This is a genomic window from Streptomyces fagopyri, assembly GCF_009498275.1.
Taxonomy (GTDB): Bacteria; Actinomycetota; Actinomycetes; order Streptomycetales; family Streptomycetaceae; genus Streptomyces; species Streptomyces fagopyri.
In genome coordinates, this window is record NZ_CP045643.1 from 1,971,716 (window position 1) to 1,990,477 (window position 18,762).

The 18,762-nt window shown below is 71.6% G+C and carries 20 protein-coding genes; 15 read left to right on the forward strand and 5 right to left on the reverse strand.

Annotation, left to right across the window (positions count from 1 at the left end):
* Nucleotides 1–117 precede the first annotated feature (117 nt).
* The 5 genes from GFH48_RS08395 (at nt 118) to GFH48_RS08415 (ending at nt 3,974) form a co-directional block, all read left to right on the forward strand.
* Complete coding sequence (locus GFH48_RS08395) at nt 118–942, forward strand: LLM class F420-dependent oxidoreductase (protein WP_153287663.1); 825 nt, start codon at nt 118–120, stop codon at nt 940–942.
* Entirely contained in the window at nt 942–1,373 is a 432-nt protein-coding gene (locus GFH48_RS08400) for a TIGR03668 family PPOX class F420-dependent oxidoreductase (RefSeq protein ID WP_153287664.1), read from the forward strand. The genes GFH48_RS08395 and GFH48_RS08400 overlap by 1 nt, the downstream gene beginning before the upstream one ends.
* The gene (locus tag GFH48_RS08405; protein WP_228120449.1) at nt 1,358–2,152 is read left to right on the forward strand and encodes a TetR/AcrR family transcriptional regulator; all 795 of its coding nucleotides are present in this window, start codon (nt 1,358–1,360) and stop codon (nt 2,150–2,152) included. The genes GFH48_RS08400 and GFH48_RS08405 overlap by 16 nt, the downstream gene beginning before the upstream one ends.
* On the forward strand, nt 2,149–2,913 hold the full coding sequence (locus GFH48_RS08410; RefSeq protein ID WP_153287665.1) for an SDR family NAD(P)-dependent oxidoreductase: 765 nt from the start codon (nt 2,149–2,151) through the stop codon (nt 2,911–2,913). Before GFH48_RS08405 ends, GFH48_RS08410 begins: the two co-directional genes overlap by 4 nt.
* A gap of 173 nt (nt 2,914–3,086) precedes the next feature.
* Entirely contained in the window at nt 3,087–3,974 is an 888-nt protein-coding gene (locus tag GFH48_RS08415; protein WP_153287666.1) for an ABC transporter substrate-binding protein, read from the forward strand.
* Between the two features lie 52 nt (nt 3,975–4,026).
* Here the strand turns inward: GFH48_RS08415 and GFH48_RS08420 are convergent, their stop codons facing one another.
* Nucleotides 4,027–4,809 carry a crotonase/enoyl-CoA hydratase family protein gene (locus GFH48_RS08420; protein ID WP_153287667.1) on the reverse strand — a complete coding sequence of 261 codons (783 nt, stop codon included), beginning with the start codon at nt 4,807–4,809 and terminating at the stop codon, nt 4,027–4,029.
* 165 nt (nt 4,810–4,974) lie between these two features.
* Nucleotides 4,975–5,643 carry a class I SAM-dependent methyltransferase gene (locus GFH48_RS08425; RefSeq protein WP_153287668.1) on the reverse strand — a complete coding sequence of 223 codons (669 nt, stop codon included), beginning with the start codon at nt 5,641–5,643 and terminating at the stop codon, nt 4,975–4,977.
* Nucleotides 5,644–6,306: 663 nt separating this feature from the next.
* Between GFH48_RS08425 and GFH48_RS08430 the strand changes: the two genes are divergently transcribed.
* Entirely contained in the window at nt 6,307–7,173 is an 867-nt protein-coding gene (locus tag GFH48_RS08430; protein WP_228120450.1) for a hypothetical protein, read from the forward strand.
* 371 nt (nt 7,174–7,544) lie between these two features.
* Here the strand turns inward: GFH48_RS08430 and GFH48_RS08435 are convergent, their stop codons facing one another.
* Both GFH48_RS08435 and GFH48_RS08440 read right to left on the reverse strand, forming a co-directional pair.
* On the reverse strand, nt 7,545–8,237 hold the full coding sequence (locus GFH48_RS08435) for a metal-dependent transcriptional regulator (protein ID WP_153287669.1): 693 nt from the start codon (nt 8,235–8,237) through the stop codon (nt 7,545–7,547).
* An 8-nt stretch (nt 8,238–8,245) separates the two neighbouring features.
* Nucleotides 8,246–8,785, reverse strand: coding sequence for a YbhB/YbcL family Raf kinase inhibitor-like protein (locus tag GFH48_RS08440; RefSeq protein WP_153287670.1), 540 nt, complete (start codon nt 8,783–8,785; stop codon nt 8,246–8,248).
* A 253-nt stretch (nt 8,786–9,038) separates the two neighbouring features.
* Here GFH48_RS08440 and GFH48_RS08445 point away from each other — a divergent pair, with 253 nt between their 5' ends.
* Nucleotides 9,039–9,713 (forward strand): GntR family transcriptional regulator, encoded by a 675-nt coding sequence (locus GFH48_RS08445; protein WP_153287671.1) that lies wholly within the window; start codon nt 9,039–9,041, stop codon nt 9,711–9,713.
* A gap of 327 nt (nt 9,714–10,040) precedes the next feature.
* On the opposite strand, the gene GFH48_RS08450 is transcribed toward GFH48_RS08445, so the two are convergent.
* Complete coding sequence (locus GFH48_RS08450; RefSeq protein ID WP_153287672.1) at nt 10,041–10,661, reverse strand: TetR/AcrR family transcriptional regulator; 621 nt, start codon at nt 10,659–10,661, stop codon at nt 10,041–10,043.
* A gap of 211 nt (nt 10,662–10,872) precedes the next feature.
* Between GFH48_RS08450 and GFH48_RS08455 the strand changes: the two genes are divergently transcribed.
* The 8 genes from GFH48_RS08455 (at nt 10,873) to GFH48_RS08490 (ending at nt 18,757) form a co-directional block, all read left to right on the forward strand.
* Nucleotides 10,873–12,327 carry an MFS transporter gene (locus GFH48_RS08455; protein ID WP_153287673.1) on the forward strand — a complete coding sequence of 485 codons (1,455 nt, stop codon included), beginning with the start codon at nt 10,873–10,875 and terminating at the stop codon, nt 12,325–12,327.
* Nucleotides 12,328–12,463: 136 nt separating this feature from the next.
* Nucleotides 12,464–13,519 carry an aldo/keto reductase gene (locus tag GFH48_RS08460; RefSeq protein ID WP_153287674.1) on the forward strand — a complete coding sequence of 352 codons (1,056 nt, stop codon included), beginning with the start codon at nt 12,464–12,466 and terminating at the stop codon, nt 13,517–13,519.
* Between the two features lie 304 nt (nt 13,520–13,823).
* A complete protein-coding gene (locus GFH48_RS08465) occupies nt 13,824–14,888 on the forward strand; it encodes an aromatic ring-hydroxylating dioxygenase subunit alpha (RefSeq protein ID WP_153287675.1) in 1,065 nt (354 codons plus the stop codon).
* Nucleotides 14,885–15,067, forward strand: a complete 183-nt coding sequence (locus GFH48_RS08470; RefSeq protein WP_153287676.1) for a hypothetical protein — start codon at nt 14,885–14,887, stop codon at nt 15,065–15,067. The genes GFH48_RS08465 and GFH48_RS08470 overlap by 4 nt, the downstream gene beginning before the upstream one ends.
* Complete coding sequence (locus tag GFH48_RS08475) at nt 15,064–15,999, forward strand: PDR/VanB family oxidoreductase (RefSeq protein ID WP_153287677.1); 936 nt, start codon at nt 15,064–15,066, stop codon at nt 15,997–15,999. Before GFH48_RS08470 ends, GFH48_RS08475 begins: the two co-directional genes overlap by 4 nt.
* Before the next feature lie 162 nt (nt 16,000–16,161).
* Nucleotides 16,162–17,133, forward strand: coding sequence for an ABC transporter substrate-binding protein (locus tag GFH48_RS08480; protein ID WP_153287678.1), 972 nt, complete (start codon nt 16,162–16,164; stop codon nt 17,131–17,133).
* Nucleotides 17,130–17,903, forward strand: coding sequence for an ABC transporter permease (locus GFH48_RS08485; protein ID WP_153287679.1), 774 nt, complete (start codon nt 17,130–17,132; stop codon nt 17,901–17,903). Before GFH48_RS08480 ends, GFH48_RS08485 begins: the two co-directional genes overlap by 4 nt.
* 89 nt (nt 17,904–17,992) lie before the next feature.
* Entirely contained in the window at nt 17,993–18,757 is a 765-nt protein-coding gene (locus GFH48_RS08490) for an ABC transporter permease (protein WP_194280835.1), read from the forward strand.
* Nucleotides 18,758–18,762 lie beyond the last annotated feature (5 nt).

Genomic DNA, 18,762 nt, shown 5'->3' on the forward strand with positions numbered 1-18,762 from the left:
ACAATGAGCGGCAGCCCGCGCCACCGGCTGCATCCGGGCCCGGACGGTACGACCGGGCCGGGCCGGGATCCACCGGCTACCAGCGACACCAGCGGACACCAGCGACGAAGGAGCCGCGTGAAATTCGGGATCTCCACCTTCATCACCGATCTGAGCACCCGGCCGGCCCCCCTCGGGCGGGCCATCGAAGAACACGGGTTCGACTCGCTGTTCATCGCCGAGCACAGCCACATCCCGGTGGACCGCCGCTCCCCCTACCCGCAGGGCGGGGAACTGCCCGACATCTACTACCGCACGCTCGACCCCTTCGTGGCGCTGACCGCCGCGGCCACCGTCACCGAACGGCTGCTGCTCGGCACCGGCATCGCCCTGGTCTCGCAGCGCGACCCCTTCCACACCGCCAAGGAGGTCGCCTCGCTCGACCTCATCTCCGACGGCCGGGCCGCCTTCGGTGTCGGCGTCGGCTGGAACCGCGAGGAGATGGCCAACCACGGCACCGACCCGGCCACCCGGGGCAAGCTGGTCGACGAGCGGCTGCGCGCCATCCTCGAACTGTGGACCAAGGAGAAGGCCGAGTTCCACGGAGAGTTCGTCGACTTCGACCCCGTCTACGCCTGGCCCAAGCCGGTCCAGAAGCCGCACCCGCCCCTTTTCGTCGGCGGCGGCAAGGGCGCCTTCCCCCGGGTCGCCGAACTCGGCGACGCCTGGCTCGCCAACAGCGTGCCGCCCGAGGTGCTGGCACCGCAGATCGAGGAGGTGCGGGCCCTGGCCGGCCGCGCGGTCCCGGTGACGGTCTACGGTGTTCCCGCCACCCCCGAGGCGGTCGAGGGCTACGCGCAACTGGGCGTGGAACGCGTGCTGTTCTATCTGCCGTCCGATCCCGAACCGGCCGCCCTCGCGCACCTGGACCAGTTCGCCGAGGTCGCCGCCCGCTTCCGCTGATGCCCGCCCTGACCGCGTCCGAGGCGCGCGAACGGTTCGCGGCGTCCCGGGTCGCCCGCCTGGCCACCACCGACACCGGCGGCCGCCCGCACCTGGTGCCGGTGGTCTTCGTGGTGACCGGGGACACGGTGGCCATGGCCGTCGACCACAAGCCCAAGCGGTCGACCCACCTCAAACGGCTCTCCAACATCCTCGCCAACCCCGCCGTCTCCCTCCTCGCCGACCACTACCAGGAGGACTGGGACCGGCTCTGGTGGACCCGCGCCGACGGCCGGGCCCGCGTCCTGCCGCCCGCCGACCGGTCCGCGGACGCGGCCCGCTACACGGAGCTGCTCACGGAGAAGTACGCACTGCAGTACACCGGCCGGCCCCCGGCGGGCGAGGTGGTGGAGGTACTCGTCGCCCGCTGGACGGGGTGGCGGGCGAGCTGAATCACCCCTGGTCCGCGCGCCTTGACAGCGTCCGGGTGAAGATCCAGCATGGAACCATGGAAACTCAGCCAGTTTCAAAAGTTTCCGAAGCTGACAGGCAGCGCGCCGATGCGATCGTGCGGGCGGCCGGCCGCCTCTTCCTCGCGTCGGATTTCACGCGGCCGAACCCGGCGAACATGGACGACCTCGCCCGTGAGCTCGGGATGAGCAAGAAGACGATCTACCGCCACTTCCCGGACAAACGCAGCCTGCTGACCGCGGTGCTCGATCGGCGGTTCGCGGCGGTGGAGGCCGCGCTGGTGGCGGCCGCCGAGGAGTCGGAGGGGCAACCGTTCGATGTGCGGGCGGAACGCTTCCTGATCGCGGCCGGCGATGCGCTCGAACAGCTCGGTGCGGCCCGACTCGCCGCCGGTCGGGGAGATGTGATGCTCCGTCAGTACGTGGAGCAACGTGTCGACGCGGTGGTCTACCGACGGCTCGACGAGCTGTACCGGGACGGCCACCGGCAAGGGCTGATGCCGGCGCCGCCCGAGCTGCTCGGTGAGATCACGCGCGGCGCCCTGGAGCGGCTGCTCACCTCACGACTGCCGCGCGAACTGGACCGGACCGCGGCCGATCTGCTGCGCGCGACGGTCGACACGGTGCTCCACGGGGCGATCCGCCCAGCCGGCCCCGGCGGCGACGGAGCACGACCCCTGGCACACCCCGGCGGCGACGAGGTACGCCCCCGGGCGGTCATCCCCACCGCCCGCGACGCGGAGAAGCAGGTGGGCCCATGACCGGGGCGGCCGGCAGGGTGGCACTGGTCACCGGGGCCAGCAGCGGAATCGGCGCGGCCACCGCGCGACTGCTGGCCTCGCGGGGAACGCGCGTGGTGGTCAACTACCTCCGCAGCGGCCCGGCGGCCGAGGAGGTCGTGGCGGGCATCGAGGCCGCCGGCGGCCGGGCCATGGCCGTACAGGCCGACGTACGCGAGGTGTCGGCCGTCGAGGACATGGTCGAGCGGGTCCGGGCGGCATGGGGCGGCGTCGACGTGCTCGTGCACAACGCGCTGATCCCGTACGCGGTCAAGCCCTTCCAGGACATGACGTGGGAAGAGCTGGGCGGCAAGCTCGACGCCGAGATGCACGCCGCGTTCGCCGTCACCAAAGCCGTCCTGCCCCACATGAGCGAACAGGGCTGGGGACGCGTCATCTACCTCGGCACCGGCCTCAGCCGCCGGCCCCGGCAGGGCATGATCGCCCTGGGCACGGCCAAGGCCGCACTGGAGCAGTTCGCCCGGTACCTCGCCGAGGAACTGGGCCCGCGGGGCATCACGGTCAACGTGGTCGCGCCCGGCCCGGTGGAGGACACCCGCATGGCCCGTATGACGGACGTGTTCGACGACGCGTACAAGCAGCGTCAGGTCGCCGCCACTCCCCTGGGCCGCCTGGCCCACCCCGCCGACGTCGCCCAGGCGATCGCCTTCTACGCCGGTGAGGACAACTCCTTCATGACCGGCACCACGGCCGCGGTCAACGGCGGGATGGCCATGGACTGACGCCTCGACGCCTCGACGCCTCGGTGTCCCCGGCGTACGAGGGTCATGGCGCCCGTGCCGGCTCCGGACGCCGGCCGGAACGGAGTCGGCCGGACCACCTCCCGGCACCACGGACCGAGGGGCCCGCGACAGGCGCGGGCGCATTCCGGTGGCACGACCGAGGAAGGGCCTTCATGCATACGATCGATCTCGCCTATGTGGGACGGGGCCTGCACGAGGAACTGGTCGCCCACATCGCCGACCAGCAGGACTTCTACGCCGACGAGGGCGTCCACGTATCGCTGCGCGACGGCTGCGCCTGGGACGAGGAGCGGCTGCGCCGAGGCGCCACCATCGGACTCGGCCGGGCACTCCTGTCCCGGCTGACCGACGGCATCCCCTGGGTCGCGCTCACCGTCAACACCGACCGCCCCCTGTTCTGGTTCCTCGCCCGCCCCGGCCTGACCTCGCTCGCCGACCTGGCCGGCCGGCGACTGGCGGTCCACGCCCCGCACACCGCACCCGGGTGCTTCACCCGGATCGTGCTGCGAGGGGCCGGCCTCGACCCGGACCGTGACGTGCGCACCATCGTCCGGTCTCCCGGCGACTACGGCATGGACCTGCGCCGGCTGCGGGCCGGTGAGATCGACGCCGCGCTGGTCGGCAGCACCATGGCCCCGGAGGCCGTGGCAGCCGAGCACGGCTGGCGGGTACTGGCGTGGATCGGCGACCGCTTCCGGATCCCCACCGTGGGCGTGGCCGTCGATCCCACCCGCACGGACCCGGACGACCCCGCGGTCCAGGCCGTCGTACAAGCCCACCGGCGCGCGCTGCGGGTGATCCACGAGGACCCCGACACCACGGTGCGGCACATGCGGACGTTCCTCGGCGGACACACCGAGGACGAGGTCCGAGCCCACTACGAGACGTTCATCGCCCCGTGTTTCACCACCGACGGCCAGGCCGATCTCGGCGTCGGCGACGCGGCGATCACCGCGGTCGCAGCCGAACTCGGCGTCCCCGCCTCCGTCACCGCGGCGGAGTTCTACCGCACCGCGACCGCCACGACCGGCGGGGGCTGACCGCCGGCCCGTACCGCTACGGGTCGCCGTCCTCGATCCCCATGTCCGCATGTCACTTCCCCGTCCACCGCGGGGCCCGGCGCTCGGCGAAGGCGGTCATGCCCTCCCGGACATCGGCCGTGGCCATCAGTTCGCTCATCACCGTCCGCTGCGCGGCGAAGGCGTCGGCCTCGGCCGCGCCGTCCGCGGCCCGTGCGACCGCCTTCACGGCGGCCAGCGCCAGCGGGGTGTTCGCCGCCAGCCGTTCGGCGAGCAGGAGGGCTTCCGGCAGGGCCTGGCCCGCGGGGACGACCCGGTTGGCGAGACCCAGTTCACCGGCCCGGTCGCCGCTCACCGGCTCGCCGGTCAGCAGCATCTCCATCGCGAGGTGGTACGGGATGCGCCGGGGCAGCCGGATGGCTCCGCCACCCGCGGCGATCAGTCCCCGCTTGACCTCCGGCAGACCGAAGTGCGCGTCCTCGGCGGTGACGATCAGGTCGCAGGCGAGGGCCAGTTCGAAGCCGCCGCCCATGGCCCAGCCCTCCACGGCGGCGATCAGCGGCTTCGTCCGGTCGGCCTCGGTCACACCGCCGAATCCGCGCCCCGGGATGTCGGGGGACTCGCCCCGCAGGGCCGCCTTCAGGTCCATGCCGGCGCTGAAGTCGCCCTCGGCCCCGGTCAGCACGCCGGCCCGGAGTTCCGGGTCCGCCTCCAGTTCGTCCAGGGCGCTCGCCAGCAGGGCGGCGACCTCGGCGTTGACGGAATTGCGTGCTCGTGGGCGGTCGATCGTGATGAGCAGGGTCGTACCCGCCCGCCGGGGGTGCGCGCCGACGTCTTTTCGATCGGAACCCGGCATGCGAAGAGCCTCCAGGACGGAAATCCTGGAGGCTCTCGACCGGTCTTGACCGGCACCGATGGGTGGCCGGTCTTCGCGGCACCGACGGGTGGCCGGCCGGTCCGGTTCGCCCGCGTTCAGGGTGTGGGCCCCACCCGGTCGTCGGATGCGGGCCCCACCCGGTCCTCAGGCGGGGCGTTCGGCCATGATGACCAGGCCCGGCCCGGTCAGTTCGTCGGCCGGGAGCCGGAGTTCGGCGACCGGGCGCAGTCCGGCCCGCTCGATCAGGTCCACGAGTTGTTCCGGCCGCCATTTGTGAGTGGTCCAGCGAACGGACACTCCTCCGTAGGCCTCGGTGCGCACCAAGTCCTCGTCGCCGACGTGGGTCGCGGTGATGAAATGGCCGCCCGGCTTCAGAGCACGCGCGAACATGGCGAGTACCTGGGGAAGAACATCACGGGGAAGATTGAACAGTGACCACCACCCGAGCACACCTCCGAGAGACGCTTCTTCGAGGTCGAGGTCGGTGGCGGAGGCGACGCTGAAACGGCATTTCGGATAAAGGCGGCGCGCGTTCTCGATCATGCGGGAGGAGAGATCGACTCCGGACACGTCGAGCCCGCGTTCGGCGAGGTAGGCGGTCACCGTTCCGGGCCCGCAGCCGACGTCGAGGACAGGTCCCAGTCCACTCACCGTGTCGGCGAAGGCGTCGATCGACGCCTTGAGCCAGGGGTGGCTACGGATGTCACCGAATCCGGTCGTCAGCACCATGTGGACGTAGTTGTCAGCCACCCGGTCGTAGGACTCGCGGACCACGTCGAGATCCGCCGGACGGTCAATGGGGTTAGCGCGCATCGGCCAACGATAGGGCGCCGGTCCCGACCGGTGGCCCCACTTGCCGAGATGGCGTGAACCCGTCGGCCGGGACCGGTGCGGCGCGGTGTGGAGCACCTGGAGGACGGTGATTCCCAGGAGTCACGCCCCGCCGTGCGACGGTGCGACCCCGGCCGTCCGACGGCGCGCCCCGATCGTGCGACTCGCCTCGTCCCGGGTGCGGGCGCGACTCGCCTCACTCCACGCAAGACGGTCATCACCTCCTGAGCCGCGTCCAGGGGCCGGGATTCGGGGGCCGGAGTTCGGGGGCCGGAGTTCAGGGGCCGGAGTTCAGGGGCCGGAGTTCAGGGGCCGGAGTTCAGGGGCTGAGGTACCAAATGCGCTGCCACGATTCGCAGTTCGGTTACTGAGACCCCAAGTTCATGACGGTCGCCGGGAGTTCGGGACTCAATTGATCTGGCGATCCGTCAGACAGACTGGGTGCGGGGGCGAATCACCACACGGGACGACCATCCGCCCCTGTCCGGCTGTCACCTCGGTCTCCTCGGCCCAGGTCAGGCCGGACCGCGGCAGGCCGACCTCTGGCCCGCCGAGTTCTCTGCCGCCCGTGGTCCCGGCGCGCGTCGATGAGTCACCGGGGGCCACGGCCGGCCGTCCCGCGCCCGCCCGTTAGCATCCCTTCGCATGACGAGGCGGGGACAGCGGCTGGGTGCCGTGGTGGGGGCGGCACTGCTGGCGGCGGTCTGCGCCTCCGGTGCGGAACCCCCGGAGATCATCCGCACGGCGGCGGGCCTCGGGCCCCTCCCCGCCGACCGCTACGACCACACGGCGCAGGACTATCAACGGTCGCAGCGGGCATCGGCGTTGCTGGTCCGGCAGTGCATGGCCGAGCGGGGCCATCCGGGCTTCCCGCTCGACCCGCGCTACCCCAGCGACCCCATCGTCGCGACCGCGGTCACCACCGACTACGGCGCCCTCGATCTCACCGCCGCGCGCCGCTGGGGTTACGGCTGGGACCCGGCGAAGCCCTTGGCCGCCCAGCCGAAGGGCCGCCGGATGACCAACGCCGAGTATGCGGACCTGCCCGCATGCAGGACCCGGGCGAACCGGTGGCTGATGCGCGGCGTCGACCTCACACGGGACTGGCTCTACGCGAGTACCCGGGTGATGGAGGTCGACAAGGCGGCCGGGCGCGACCCGCGTCTCCGCGCGGCGTGGAACGCGTGGTCGCGCTGTGTGGCGGACCGAGGATTCACCCGTTACCCCGACCCCGTCGCGGCGTTCACCGACCGTTCCTGGCAGCGCGGCAGTGACGGCAACACCCGGCATACGCGGCGGGAGCGGGACACCGCCGTCGCGGACGTCACGTGCAAGCGGCGCCTGCACACGGCCGAAATCTGGCACACCGTCCAGGCGCGGGAGCAGGCCGCGGACATCGCACGGCACCACGACCGCTACACCGCAGGCCTGCGGGCACTGCGGACGTACCGGGCCAACATCGCCGAGGTGCTGGGGAAGCTCGGCCGGCGCGGCTCCGACGCCGCACGGTGAGTACCACGAGCACCGACGGACAGCCCACGGCACCGCCGACAGGCGTGCGCGGGCATCGCCCCACCTGATCCGCCCGCGCCCCCGGACCCGCCGCGCCCCCCACCCCGCCTGATCCCGGCCGGACCCGTTCGCCTCGGCCGGGCGGCGATTCGGTGAGGTCCGCTGTGAACGGGCTTTCTCTCCAACCCAGTTGGGAGGCGTCGATGAGCCGCCGGGACCAACCCGGTCCGAGGAGGGATGGTCCCGCCGCGAGACGGCGCCGCCCGAACGGGGATGGTCCCGTCCCGCCGCCACCCAACGACCCAACGACCCACCGACCCACCGACCCACCGACCGCACGGGCTACGGCAACGGGTCGCGCACGGCCGGGTTCAGCGCTCGACCACGAAGATGTGGGCGGCGGCCCGTGTCGGGAGCACGACGGCTCTTCCACCGCCGGTCACCATCACACCGCCAGGCGACGGTGTCACGCTCACGACCGCTCCGGGCCGCACCCCGGCCTGCCGCAGGTCGTGCATCAGCCGGTGGTCGGTCTGGATCAGCTCTCCGATGCGCCGGACCACCGCGCCCGCACCGTCCGGGCCGGGCCGAAGGTCACCGAGGCTCACCGTGTCCTCACCTCCGGGCGAGTCCGCCCGACTCACCTCACCGAGCTCTTCCAGGCCCGGGATCGGGTTGCCGTAGGGCGACTTCGTCGGATGCCGCAGGAGGTGCAGGATCCGGCGTTCGACGGCCTCACCCATCACGTGCTCCCAGCGGCAGGCCTCGGCGTGGACCTGCTCCCAGTCCAGCCCGATCACGTCGACGAGCAGGCACTCGGACAGCCGGTGCTTGCGCAGGACGCGCGTCGCGATCCGCCGGCCCTCCCGGGTCAGCTCCAGGTGCCGATCGCCGGCGACGCGCAGCAGACCGTCACGCTCCATGCGGGAGACGGTCTGGCTGACGGTGGGACCGCTCTGGTTCAGCCGCTCGACGATGCGGGCGCGCAGGGGGACCACGCCTTCTTCCTCGAGCTCCAGGACGGTGCGCAGATACATCTGCGTGGTGTCGATCAGTGTGGACATGGGGTTCGTCAGGCCGGGGTTTCGGCGGTGACCATGAGAACGGCGCGGCCGAGGATGTGGCCGGCCATGGTGAAGCCGAGGACGGCCGGGGTGGTGTCGGCCGAAACACCGACGGACGCGACGCCGAGGGCGTGCACCACGACGAAGTAGCGGTGCGGGCCGTGCCCGGCCGGCGGGGCGGCGCCGATGAAGCGGGCGGCACGGGCGTCGTTGGGCAGTTGGAAGGCGCCCTCGGGCAGCCCCGAGCCGGTGTCGTCACCGGCGCCTTCGGACAGTTCGGTGACGGCGGCGGGGATGTCGGCGACCGCCCAGTGCCAGAACCCGGACCCGGTCGGGGCGTCGGGGTCGTAGACGGTGACGGCGTAGCTCTCGGTGCCGTCCGGGGCGCCGCTCCAGGACAGCTGCGGGGAGACGTCCTTGCCGCCGGGGACGCCGAAGATGCCGGAGAACTGCTCGACCGGCCAGGCGGCGCCGTCGGTGACGGTGGTGCTGGTGACGGTGAAGGTGGCCGCCTCGGGGAGGCGGGCGAAGTGGTCGTTCACGCTCATCGCGTCGTTCCTGTTCCGTGAGTGGCGAGACCGGCCGGCGACCTGTGAGGCGTCGGCCGGTCTCTCCGACGAGGGGGTTCGTGGTGACCTCGGAGCCACCGGGCCGGCTCAAGCGCCGCGGTGGTGATGCGGTGGCCATGCGGACGGCGGACGGCCTGCGCGTCGGGTGACGCCCGGTCGTCGCCGCCCCTCATCGCCGAATCGACTATAGCAATAATAATCGATTATTCGACCCATCGTCTACGATGACGACATGGCCCAGACGACCGACACCCCGACCCCGCCGGGGAAGCAGATGCTCTCCGAGCAGGTCTACGCACACCTGCGGGACGCGATCATGCGCGGCGACCACGCCCCCGGTGACGCCCTCAAGCCGCAGGATCTCGCCAAGGAACAGGGCGTGAGCCTGGCGGTGGTGCGCGAGGCGCTCGTACGGGTGGTCGGCGAGGGCCTCGCCGACCGGCTGCCCAACCGCGGCTTCGCCGTCCCGGCCTTCTCCGACCGCCGCTGGCAGGAGATCGCGGAAGCCCGCCGGACCATCGAACCGGTCGTCCTGCGCATGTCCGTCGAACGCGGCGACGTCGACTGGGAGGCCCGCGTACGAGCCGCGCACCACCGTCTGACCCGCACCCCCGCGTACGTACCGGAGGAGGGCGAGCACTACAGCGGCGCGTGGTCCGAAGCCCACCGGGTCTTCCACCGCACCCTGCTGGAGGGCTGCGGCAATCCTGTCCTGCTGGAGACCTTCGACCGGATGTGGACCGCGAGCGAACTGGCCCGCCGGTGGTCGGCGCAACGCGCCCCCGGCCGGGACGGCGTCGGCGAGCACCGTCAGCTGGAGGAAGCCGCGCTGGCCCGCGACGCCGACACCGCGGCCGCGGTCCTGGTCCAGCACCTCACACTCACGGCGGCCGCACTGACGGATTGAGCCCCCGCCGATCCGCCCTGGAACCGCTCCGAAACCGCCATGACCCCGCCATGACCCCGCCCTGACCCCGCCCTGACCCCGCACGGGAAGCCCGAACAGCATCGCGGCCGAGAAGCCGTCGAGGACCATCAGGGGCACACCATTCCGGAGCCGCGGAACCAGGTCCGCGCCGACACCCCGGTGACAGGGGCGGGCGACCGACCGCCTTCACCCCCGCGGCCCCCGCCTTCGCGAGGAGGCGGAGCGAACGATCAACCGGATCAACCCGGTTGATCGGGTCAACCGGGGCGACCGGGGCGACCGGGGCGACCGGATCAACCGGATCGATCAGCGTTCGCTGTCCGCCGACGCGGGGACGGGCGTGACGGCCGCGTCGATGAGCTTGGCGGCGATGGAGCGTCCGGTCGCTCCGGCGGCGGTGCTGTTCAAGGCGACGCTCCGCGCCGCGGCACCGTCGTAGAGGAGCGCGATCTGCTCGCCGAGTTCGACCGGATCGCGGGCGCCGGCCTGGCGCGCCAGAGAGGCGAGTCTGTCGGCGAACTCCGCCTTGTAGGCGGCGGCGAGCCGGTGGACCGGATGCGCGGGGTCGGGGATCTCCACGGCGGCATTCAGGAAGGGACAGCCGCGCAGCGGCTCGCCCGAGCTGTTCGGCTCCCACTCGAAGATGGCGAGCAGCTGTCCGCGCGGGTCCGGATAGGCCTCCGGAGCGGATCCGCCGGGAGGCAGCAGATCGTCTTCGACACAGCTCAAGTAGGCGTGGACCAGGTCGTCCTTGCCGGCGAAGTGCGTGTACAGGGTGCGCTTGGAGACGTTGGCCGCGGTGGCCAGCTGTTCCATGCCGGTGGCGTTGATCCCGTGAGCGGTGAAGAGCTCGGTGGCTGCCTTGAGGATCCGCTCCCTGGCTCCGCGCCCGCGCCGTCGGCGTGGCTGGGGTGGTGTGATGCTCATGCCTTGAGGATACCGATCGTTTTACTTAACCGGATCCGCCTGTTACGGTCGAGGCCATAAGTAAACCGATCGGTGTACTTAAGGGGTCGTCTCCCCTTTCCGCCCGCACCCACCGCAGACCATGCCTCTGCGGCAGGCCCTCTCCGCGCCAAGGACCACGAGCGCAGCTCCGTCGCCCGGCGCATCCATGCCCCGCTCTGGAGAAACACTCATGCCCCCATCCCCTGTGGACGCCGTCGTCAGCGACGGCACGACACGCCTCCCCACGTCCGAGCGCCGGCGACCCCGCGCGCCGCATCCGGGCCTCGTCCTCGCGGTCCTGGCCACCTCCGTCTTCCTCTCCGCGCTGGACGCCTTCGTCGTCAACGTCGCCCTGACCCCCATCGGACAGGGCATAGGCGAGACCTCACTGCCCAGGTTGAGCTGGATCCTCAACGGCTACGCGATCGTGTACGCCGCGCTCCTGGTCCCGGCCGGCCGGCTGGCCGACCGCTACGGCAGGAAGGCCGGCTTCCTGCTGGGCCTCGCCGTGTTCACGGTGGCCAGCCTGGGCGCGGCTCTCAGCGGCGACCTGTGGGTCCTGGTGGCGTTCCGCTTTCTGCAGGCGGCCGGCGCGGCCGTGCTCACCCCGGCGAGCCTGGGTCTCGTACTGACCACGGCACCGCCCGCGAAGATCACGCGATACATCCAGATCTGGGCGGCCAGCGGCTCCCTGGCCGCGGCGGCCGGCCCCGTGGTCGGCGGACTGCTCGTCCAGGCGGCCTGGCAGTGGATCTTCCTGCTGAATCTGCCGATCGGCGTCGCGGCACTGGTCATGGCCGCGCGCCTGCTGCCGGGCGGACGTCACGACACCGACACCCGCCTGCCCGACCTGCTGGGCGGAGCGCTGTTGGTCGTGGCGATCGGGACGCTCGCGCTGGGCCTCGTACAGGGATCCGAATGGGGGTGGGCCTCCGGGGCCACGCTCGGCAGTTTCGCCATCGCCGCGGCGTCCCTGCTCCTGTGCCTGGCGCGCTCGGCCCGGCACCCCGTCCCCGTCGTCGACCTGAACCTCCTGCGTGAGCCCGTCTTCGCCTGGGCCAACATCGCCACCCTGCTCTTCTACGTCGCCTTCGCGGTCGAACTGCTCGGCGTCACCCTGTGGTTGCAACAGGTGTGGCATTGGTCGGCCATCGAAACCGGCCTGGGCGTGTCCCCCGGTCCGGCCATGGTCTTCGTCGCCTCCGCGCTGGGCCGGCGTCTCGCCCGGCGGGTGCCGGTCGGCGTCGTCGCCGCCCTCGGATCGGCACTGGTCGCCCTCGGCACCGCCTGGATCGCCCTCAGGGCCGACCACTCCCTCGACTACGCCGCCGACATCCTGCCCGGCTGGCTGGTCGTCGGCGTGGGCGTCGGACTCGCGCTCCCCACGATGATCTCCTCGGCCACCGCCGGCCTCCCGCCGGACCGGTCGGCCACCGGTAGCGCGATCGTCACCATGGCCGGCCAGGTCGGCACCGTGCTCGGCGTCAGCGCCCTGGTCGTCATTCTCGCGGCGGCCGGAGCCGCGGACCCGGCCCACACCTACTCCCGGGCCTGGTGGATATCGGCGTGCATCGCCGCGGTCAGCGCCTTCGCGGCCCTGGGCATCACCCCTCGCCGCCGACCCGGAACCACCGCGATCGGCTAGCGGCACGCGCTCACACCCAGGGCGAAGCAGGAACGCACCCCTGGAGCCCGCACGACCGATCAGCTCCTCACGACCACCGACCACCGACACCCGAAGCGAACCTCACCACCCTCACCACCCTCACCAAGGAGACCTCATGCGTTACACGACCTTCGGACACCGGACCGGGCTCCGCGTCTCCGAATACGCCCTGGGCACCGGCAACTTCGGCACCTCCTGGGGTGCCGGTGCCGACCCGGACGAGTCCCGCCGCATGTTCGACCGATTCGCCGAGGCCGGCGGCAATTTCATCGACACCGCCGACAACTACCAGTTCGGCGAGTCGGAAGAGCTCCTGGGCCGGTTCATCGCCGCGGACCGGGACCACTTCGTCGTGGCCGACAAGTTCACGAACGCCTCGACACCACAGGCCGATGTCTCCAAGACCGGCAACAGCCGCAAGAACATGATCCACTCGGTCGAAGCCAGCCTGAAGCGGCTCGGCACCGACTACATCGACCTGTACTGGGTGCACTTCCCCGACGACCTGACGCCCATGGAAGAGATCCTGCGTGGTCTCGACGACCTCGTGAGGTCCGGGAAGATCCTCTACGCCGCGCTGTCGAACTTCCCCGCCTGGCGCGTCTCCCGAGCCGCCACCCTCGCCGAGCTCAAGAACTGGGCACCCGTCGCGGGCATCCAGGTCGAGTACAGCCTCGTGGAGCGCACGCCGGACCGCGAGCTGCTGCCCATGGCCGAAGGCCTCGGCCTGGGTGCCGCCCTGTGGTCCCCCCTCGGAGGCGGTCTGCTCACGGGCAAGTACCGCGGCAGCGCCGAGGGCAGACTCAGCGACCTGAAGACCCTGGTGCACACCGAGTCCGACGAGCGGAAGACGGCCGTCGTCGACACGGTCCTGGCCGTCGCGGAGGAGACCGGCGCCACCCCCGCGCAGGTCTCCGTCGCCTGGATCCGCGAACGCGCCGCCCGTGCCACGACGTCCTTCGTCCCGATCATCGGGCCGCGCAACACCCGCCAGCTCGACGACTACCTCGGCGCCCTCGACGTACGGCTCACCCCCGAGCAGTACACGCGGCTGAGCCAGGTCAGCGCCGTCCCCCTCGGCGTTCCTCACGAAGCCAGCGCCGGCGCCCGAGACCGGGTCCGCGGCGGCGACGCCTCCCGGATCGCCGAACCTCCGGTACCGCTCGCCTGAGCCCGTTGTCGGCCGACGGCCACCGCGGGGGGCCTCGCGCGGGACGTCAAAGTCTCGGCGGGCGAGATCATCGCCCGCCGCATGGCCACCTGGACCTGGCGGGTGCCCCGGCCCTCGACGCCGTCGCCGTATCAGTGACTGCGGACATCAACTCGGCGTCGATGCCCGAACCGTTGCCGCGCACGCCAACTCGCCCTCCCACCAGTGAACTTCGGAAGACGCTTCCGTGAGACGGAAGTGCCGTTGCGGCCTCGCGAAGCCACTGCGGACGATGTCGCCACGCAGAGAGACGGGAGCCGCCCCCATGCCTCACACCACCGCCTTCGCCAGGAACCAGTGGTACGTCGCCGCCTTCACCCACGAGGTGGGGCGCGAGCTGCTCGGCCGGACGGTTCTGGGGGAACCTCTCGTGCTCTACCGGACCGAGGACGACGGGACGGCGGTCGTCCTGGCCGACCGCTGTGTGCACCGCAGGTTCCCGCTCTCCGCGAGCCGGCTCGACGGTGACCGGATCGTGTGCGGGTATCACGGGTTCACGTACGACACCACGGGCAGCTGTGTGCACGTGCCGGGGCAGAAACGCGTACCGCGTACGGCCCGGGTCGCCGCGTACCCGGTGGTCGAGCAGGACTCGTTCGTCTGGGTGTGGGTCGGCGACCCGGCGCTCGCCGACCCGACGACCGTCCCGCGGGCCCGGCACATGGACTCTCCGGACTGGACCACGGTCTCGGGCATGGAACCCATCGACGCCGACTACGGGCTGCTCGTCGACAATCTCCTCGACCTCTCCCACGAGACCTATCTGCACGGCGGGTACATCGGCACTCCCGAGGTCGCCGAGACGCCGATCGCCACGGAGGTCGACGAGGGCGCCGGCATCGTGCGGGTCAGCCGGCACATGGACGACGCCGAGTGCCCGCCGTTCTACGCGCGCTCGACCGGCATCGAGGGCCGGATCACCCGCTGGCAGGACATCGAGTACCACGCGCCGTGCCTGTACCTGCTGCACAGCCGCGTCGCGCCGGTCGGCGTGCTCCCCGGGGCGGACGGCCGCGATCCGGACGCCTTCCACACCGAGATCACGTACGCCATCACTCCCTCCGGTGACGGCCACGTCTACGACTTCTGGGCGGTGTCACGGGACTTCGCCCGCGAGGACGAGGAAGTCAGCGCGGTCATGCGGGACTTCAACCACACCGTGGTGATGCAGGACGTCGACGCGCTCAACCTGCTGCAGCGGACGCTGGGCACCGAACGCGGCGGGTACCAGGAACTGAGCATCAACATCGACACCGGCGGACTCGCGGCCCGCCGTATCCTCGCCCGGCTGGCCGAGGAGGGCGACAAGCCGACGGAGAGGGTCCGGTGACGCGGGCACCCCGCCTCACGCACCGCGAGGTCTACCGCGTCGACTGGCTCCCGGGCACCGACGTCCTGCACGGCACCTGCCACTGCGGGGCCGAGCACGCCTCCCAGGATCCGGTCGAGATGTGGGAGTGGCTGCTCTCCCACCCCGAAGGACACGTGCCGTGGGGAGTCCGGGGATGACCGTCCGCGAAGCCCAACTCGTCGTCGCGCAACGTGAGTTCGTTGCCGAGGGAGTGGTCGCCCTCACGCTGCGCCACCCGCTCGGCGAGGAACTCCCCCACTGGCGGCCGGGCGCCCACATCGACGTCGTGCTCGGTCCGGGACGGGAGCGGCAGTACTCGCTGTGCGGCGACCCGGCGGACCGCCGAGCGTGGCGGATCGCGGTGCTCCGGGAGCCACACGGCCGCGGCGGGTCCTCGTACCTGCACGAGCGGGTGGGTGCGGGCGACAGGATCCGTGTCCGCGGCCCGCGCCAGCACTTCGCCCTCACCCCCGCTCCCCGATACCGGTTCGTCGCGGGCGGCATCGGCATCACCCCGATCCTGCCGATGCTCGCCGCGGCGCAGGCGGCGGGCGCGCGGTGGACACTGCTGTACGGCGGACGGACCCGCGAGTCCATGGCGTTCGTGGCGGAGTTGAGCCGGTACGGGGACCGGGTGACGATCGCTCCCCAGGACGAGAGCGGGCCGCTGGACCTCGACTCCGTGCTCCGCGGAATCCCCGAGGGCACGCTCGTCTACTGCTGCGGTCCCGGCCCGCTGCTGGACGCGATGGAGGAGCGGTGCCCAGCCGGGTCGCTGCACGTCGAACGCTTCCGTCCGAAGACCCGGGAACACTCCGCGGAGGGCGAGTTCGAGGTCGTGCTCGCGCGCAGTGGCCGCACGCTGACCGTCCCCGCGGACGCCTCCGTGCTCGACACCGTACGCGGTGCCGGCGTCGAGGTGCTCTTCTCCTGCGCCGAGGGCACCTGCGGCACCTGCGAGACGGATGTCCTCGAAGGGATCCCGGACCACCGGGACACGGTGCTCACCGACGCGGAGCGGGCGGCGGGCGAGTCCATGCTCATCTGTGTCTCCCGGTGCCGGGGGAAGCGGCTCGTACTCGACCTGTAACCGTCCGGCGCACGCGCCGCGCGGGCACGCTTCGGTAACTGTCAACAATATTGTCAGCCATAGCCATTGACCCCGCCGTACGGGAGTTCTACCTTCCGCTGAGCACCACTGTGCGGTGTGCGCACAGCCTGTCGGAACACCGTCGTCTGCACAGGAGGAGCCATGCGTCGTCTGCTCGCCGGTCTCGCGGTCGGAACCTTCCTGGTCGCCGCGTCGGCCTGTGGCTCGTCCGACGACTCCGGAACGTCGGACAAGGGCACGTCGTCCGGCGGCACCACCACGGTCAAGGTCGGGATCATCCCCATCGTCGATGTCGCGCCGCTGTACCTGGGCCAGAAGAAGGGCTTCTACGGCAAGCGCGGTCTGAAGCTCTCCATGACGACCGCGCAGGGCGGCGCCGCGATCGTCCCGGGCGTCGTCAGCGGCCAGTTCCAGTTCGGCTTCTCCAACATGACCTCGCTGATGATCGCTCGGAGCCAGAACGTGCCGGTGAAGGCGGTGGCCAACGGCGTCGCCTCAACAGGCCTGGCGGGCAAGGACTTCGGAGCCATCACGGTGAAGAAGGGCAGCGCCCTCACGTCGGCGAAGGACCTGGAGGGCAAGAAGGTCGCCGTCAACACGCTCAAGAACATCAACGAGACCGCCGTGCGCGAGTCGGTGCGCAAGGCGGGCGGCGATCCCTCCAAGGTGAAGTTCGTCGAGCTGGCCTTCGACCAGATGCCCGCCGCCCTGGACGGCGGCCGGATCGACGCGGCGATGGTGGTCGAGCCCGCGCTCGCCACCGTCAGGAGCCAGGGCGGCACGGAGATCGCCTCGTCCCTGGTCGATGTCGCCAAGGACCTCACCGTCGCCATGTACTTCACGTCCACCCAGTACGAGCAGAAGAACCCCGATGTGGTGAAGAGGTTCCAGGAGGCCACCGCGGAGTCCCTCGCCTACGCCGACGCCCACCCCGACGAGGTCCGCTCCATCGTCACCTCGTACACGAAGATCCCCGCGGCGGTCCTCGCGAAGGTGACCCTCCCGAAGTGGCCGGCCGAGCCGAACCGCGCGTCGATCGAGGCGCTGGAGATGCTGGGCGAGCAGGACGGGCTCTTCAAGTCGGCTCCCGACCTCGACGAACTGCTGCCGTGAGGGGTGCGAACGCGGCACTCGGTACGGCCGGCCTCGCGGTCTTCCTCGCCCTGGGCGAGGTGGCGCCGCGGCTCGGCCTCGTCAAGGAGGCCTACTTCCCGCCGACCAGCCGCATCGCCGACGCCCTCGGGCAGGAGGCCACCGACGGCGCTTTCTGGACCGCCCTCGGTGACACCCTGACCGGCTGGGCGCTGGGGCTGGTCGCGGCGGTCGTCGGGGGTGTCGTCGTCGGGCTGGTCCTCTCGGTCGTGCCGTATCTGCGCGACGCCACGGCCTCCACGATCGAGTTCCTGCGCCCGATCCCCTCCGTCGCGCTGATCCCCCTCGCCGTGCTGCTGTACGGCACCGAACTGCGCTCCGTCCTCCTCCTCGTCGTGTACGCCTCCTTCTGGCAGGTCCTCGTCCAGGTCCTGTACGGGGTGCGCGACGTCGACCCGGTGGCGGAGGAGACGGCACGCTCGTACGGCCTCGGCGCCTGGGCGCGCACCCGGCACGTCCTGTGGCCCACCGCGCTGCCCTACGTCATGACGGGTGTCAGGCTGGCCGCCGCGGTCGCCCTCATCCTCGCCGTGACGGCCGAACTCGTCATCGGTGCACCGGGGTTGGGCGCGCGGATCGCGGTCGCGCAGTCCTCCCAGGCCGTCCCGGACCTGTACGCGCTGGTGGTCGTCACCGGCCTGCTCGGACTGCTGATCAACCTGGGAGCCCGCGCGGTGGAGCGACGGGCGCTGGCCTGGCACCAGTCGGTGCGCGGGGAGGTGGCGGTGTGAAGGGTGTCCGCTCGGGCCGCACCGGGCCGAAGGCCGGCGAGAGCGCCCCGCCCGCCCGCGCGAGGCCCGCAGGCCGGGGGACCGTCCTGCTGCGCCCGCTGTTCGTGGTCGCGCTGCCGGCACTGCTCGTGGCCGCCTGGTGGTTCGCGTCCGACGACAGCACCGCGGTCTACTGGCCGCCGCTGCGTACGATCCTCAGGACCTTCCCCGACGTCTGGACCGGTGAACGGCTGCGTACGGACGTCCTGCCCAGCGTGCTGCGCCTGCTGGCGGGTTACGTCTCGGCGGCCGTGGCGGGCGTGGCGCTGGGTACCGTCATCGGCTCGTACCGCCGGGTGCGGGCGTTCTGCGAGCCGGTCCTGGAGTTCCTGCGCGCGGTGCCGCCGCCCGTCCTCGTGCCGGTCATCATGCTGTTCGCGGGCATCGGCGACACGATGAAGATCGTCGTGATCGCGAGCGGCTGCCTGTGGCCGGTCCTGCTCAACACCGTCGAGGGGGTGCGGGCCGTCGATTCCGTCATGGCCGAGACCGCGCGTTCGTACGGCGTCACGGGCGCCGCCCGGCTGCGGCACGTGGTCCTGCGGGCGGCGAGCCCGCAGATCTTCGCGGGCCTGCGCCAGGCACTGTCCATCGGGATCATCCTGATGGTCATCAGCGAGATGTTCGCGGCCAGCAACGGACTCGGCTTCACCATCGTGCAGTTCCAGCGCGGCTTCGCGATCCCCGACATGTGGACCGGGATCCTCGTCCTCGGCCTGCTCGGTCTTCTCCTGTCGGTCCTCTTCCAGTTGGTGGAGCGCCGGGTGCTCGGCTGGTACCACGGCCTCCGGGACTCCTCCCGGCGGGCCCCGTGACGCTC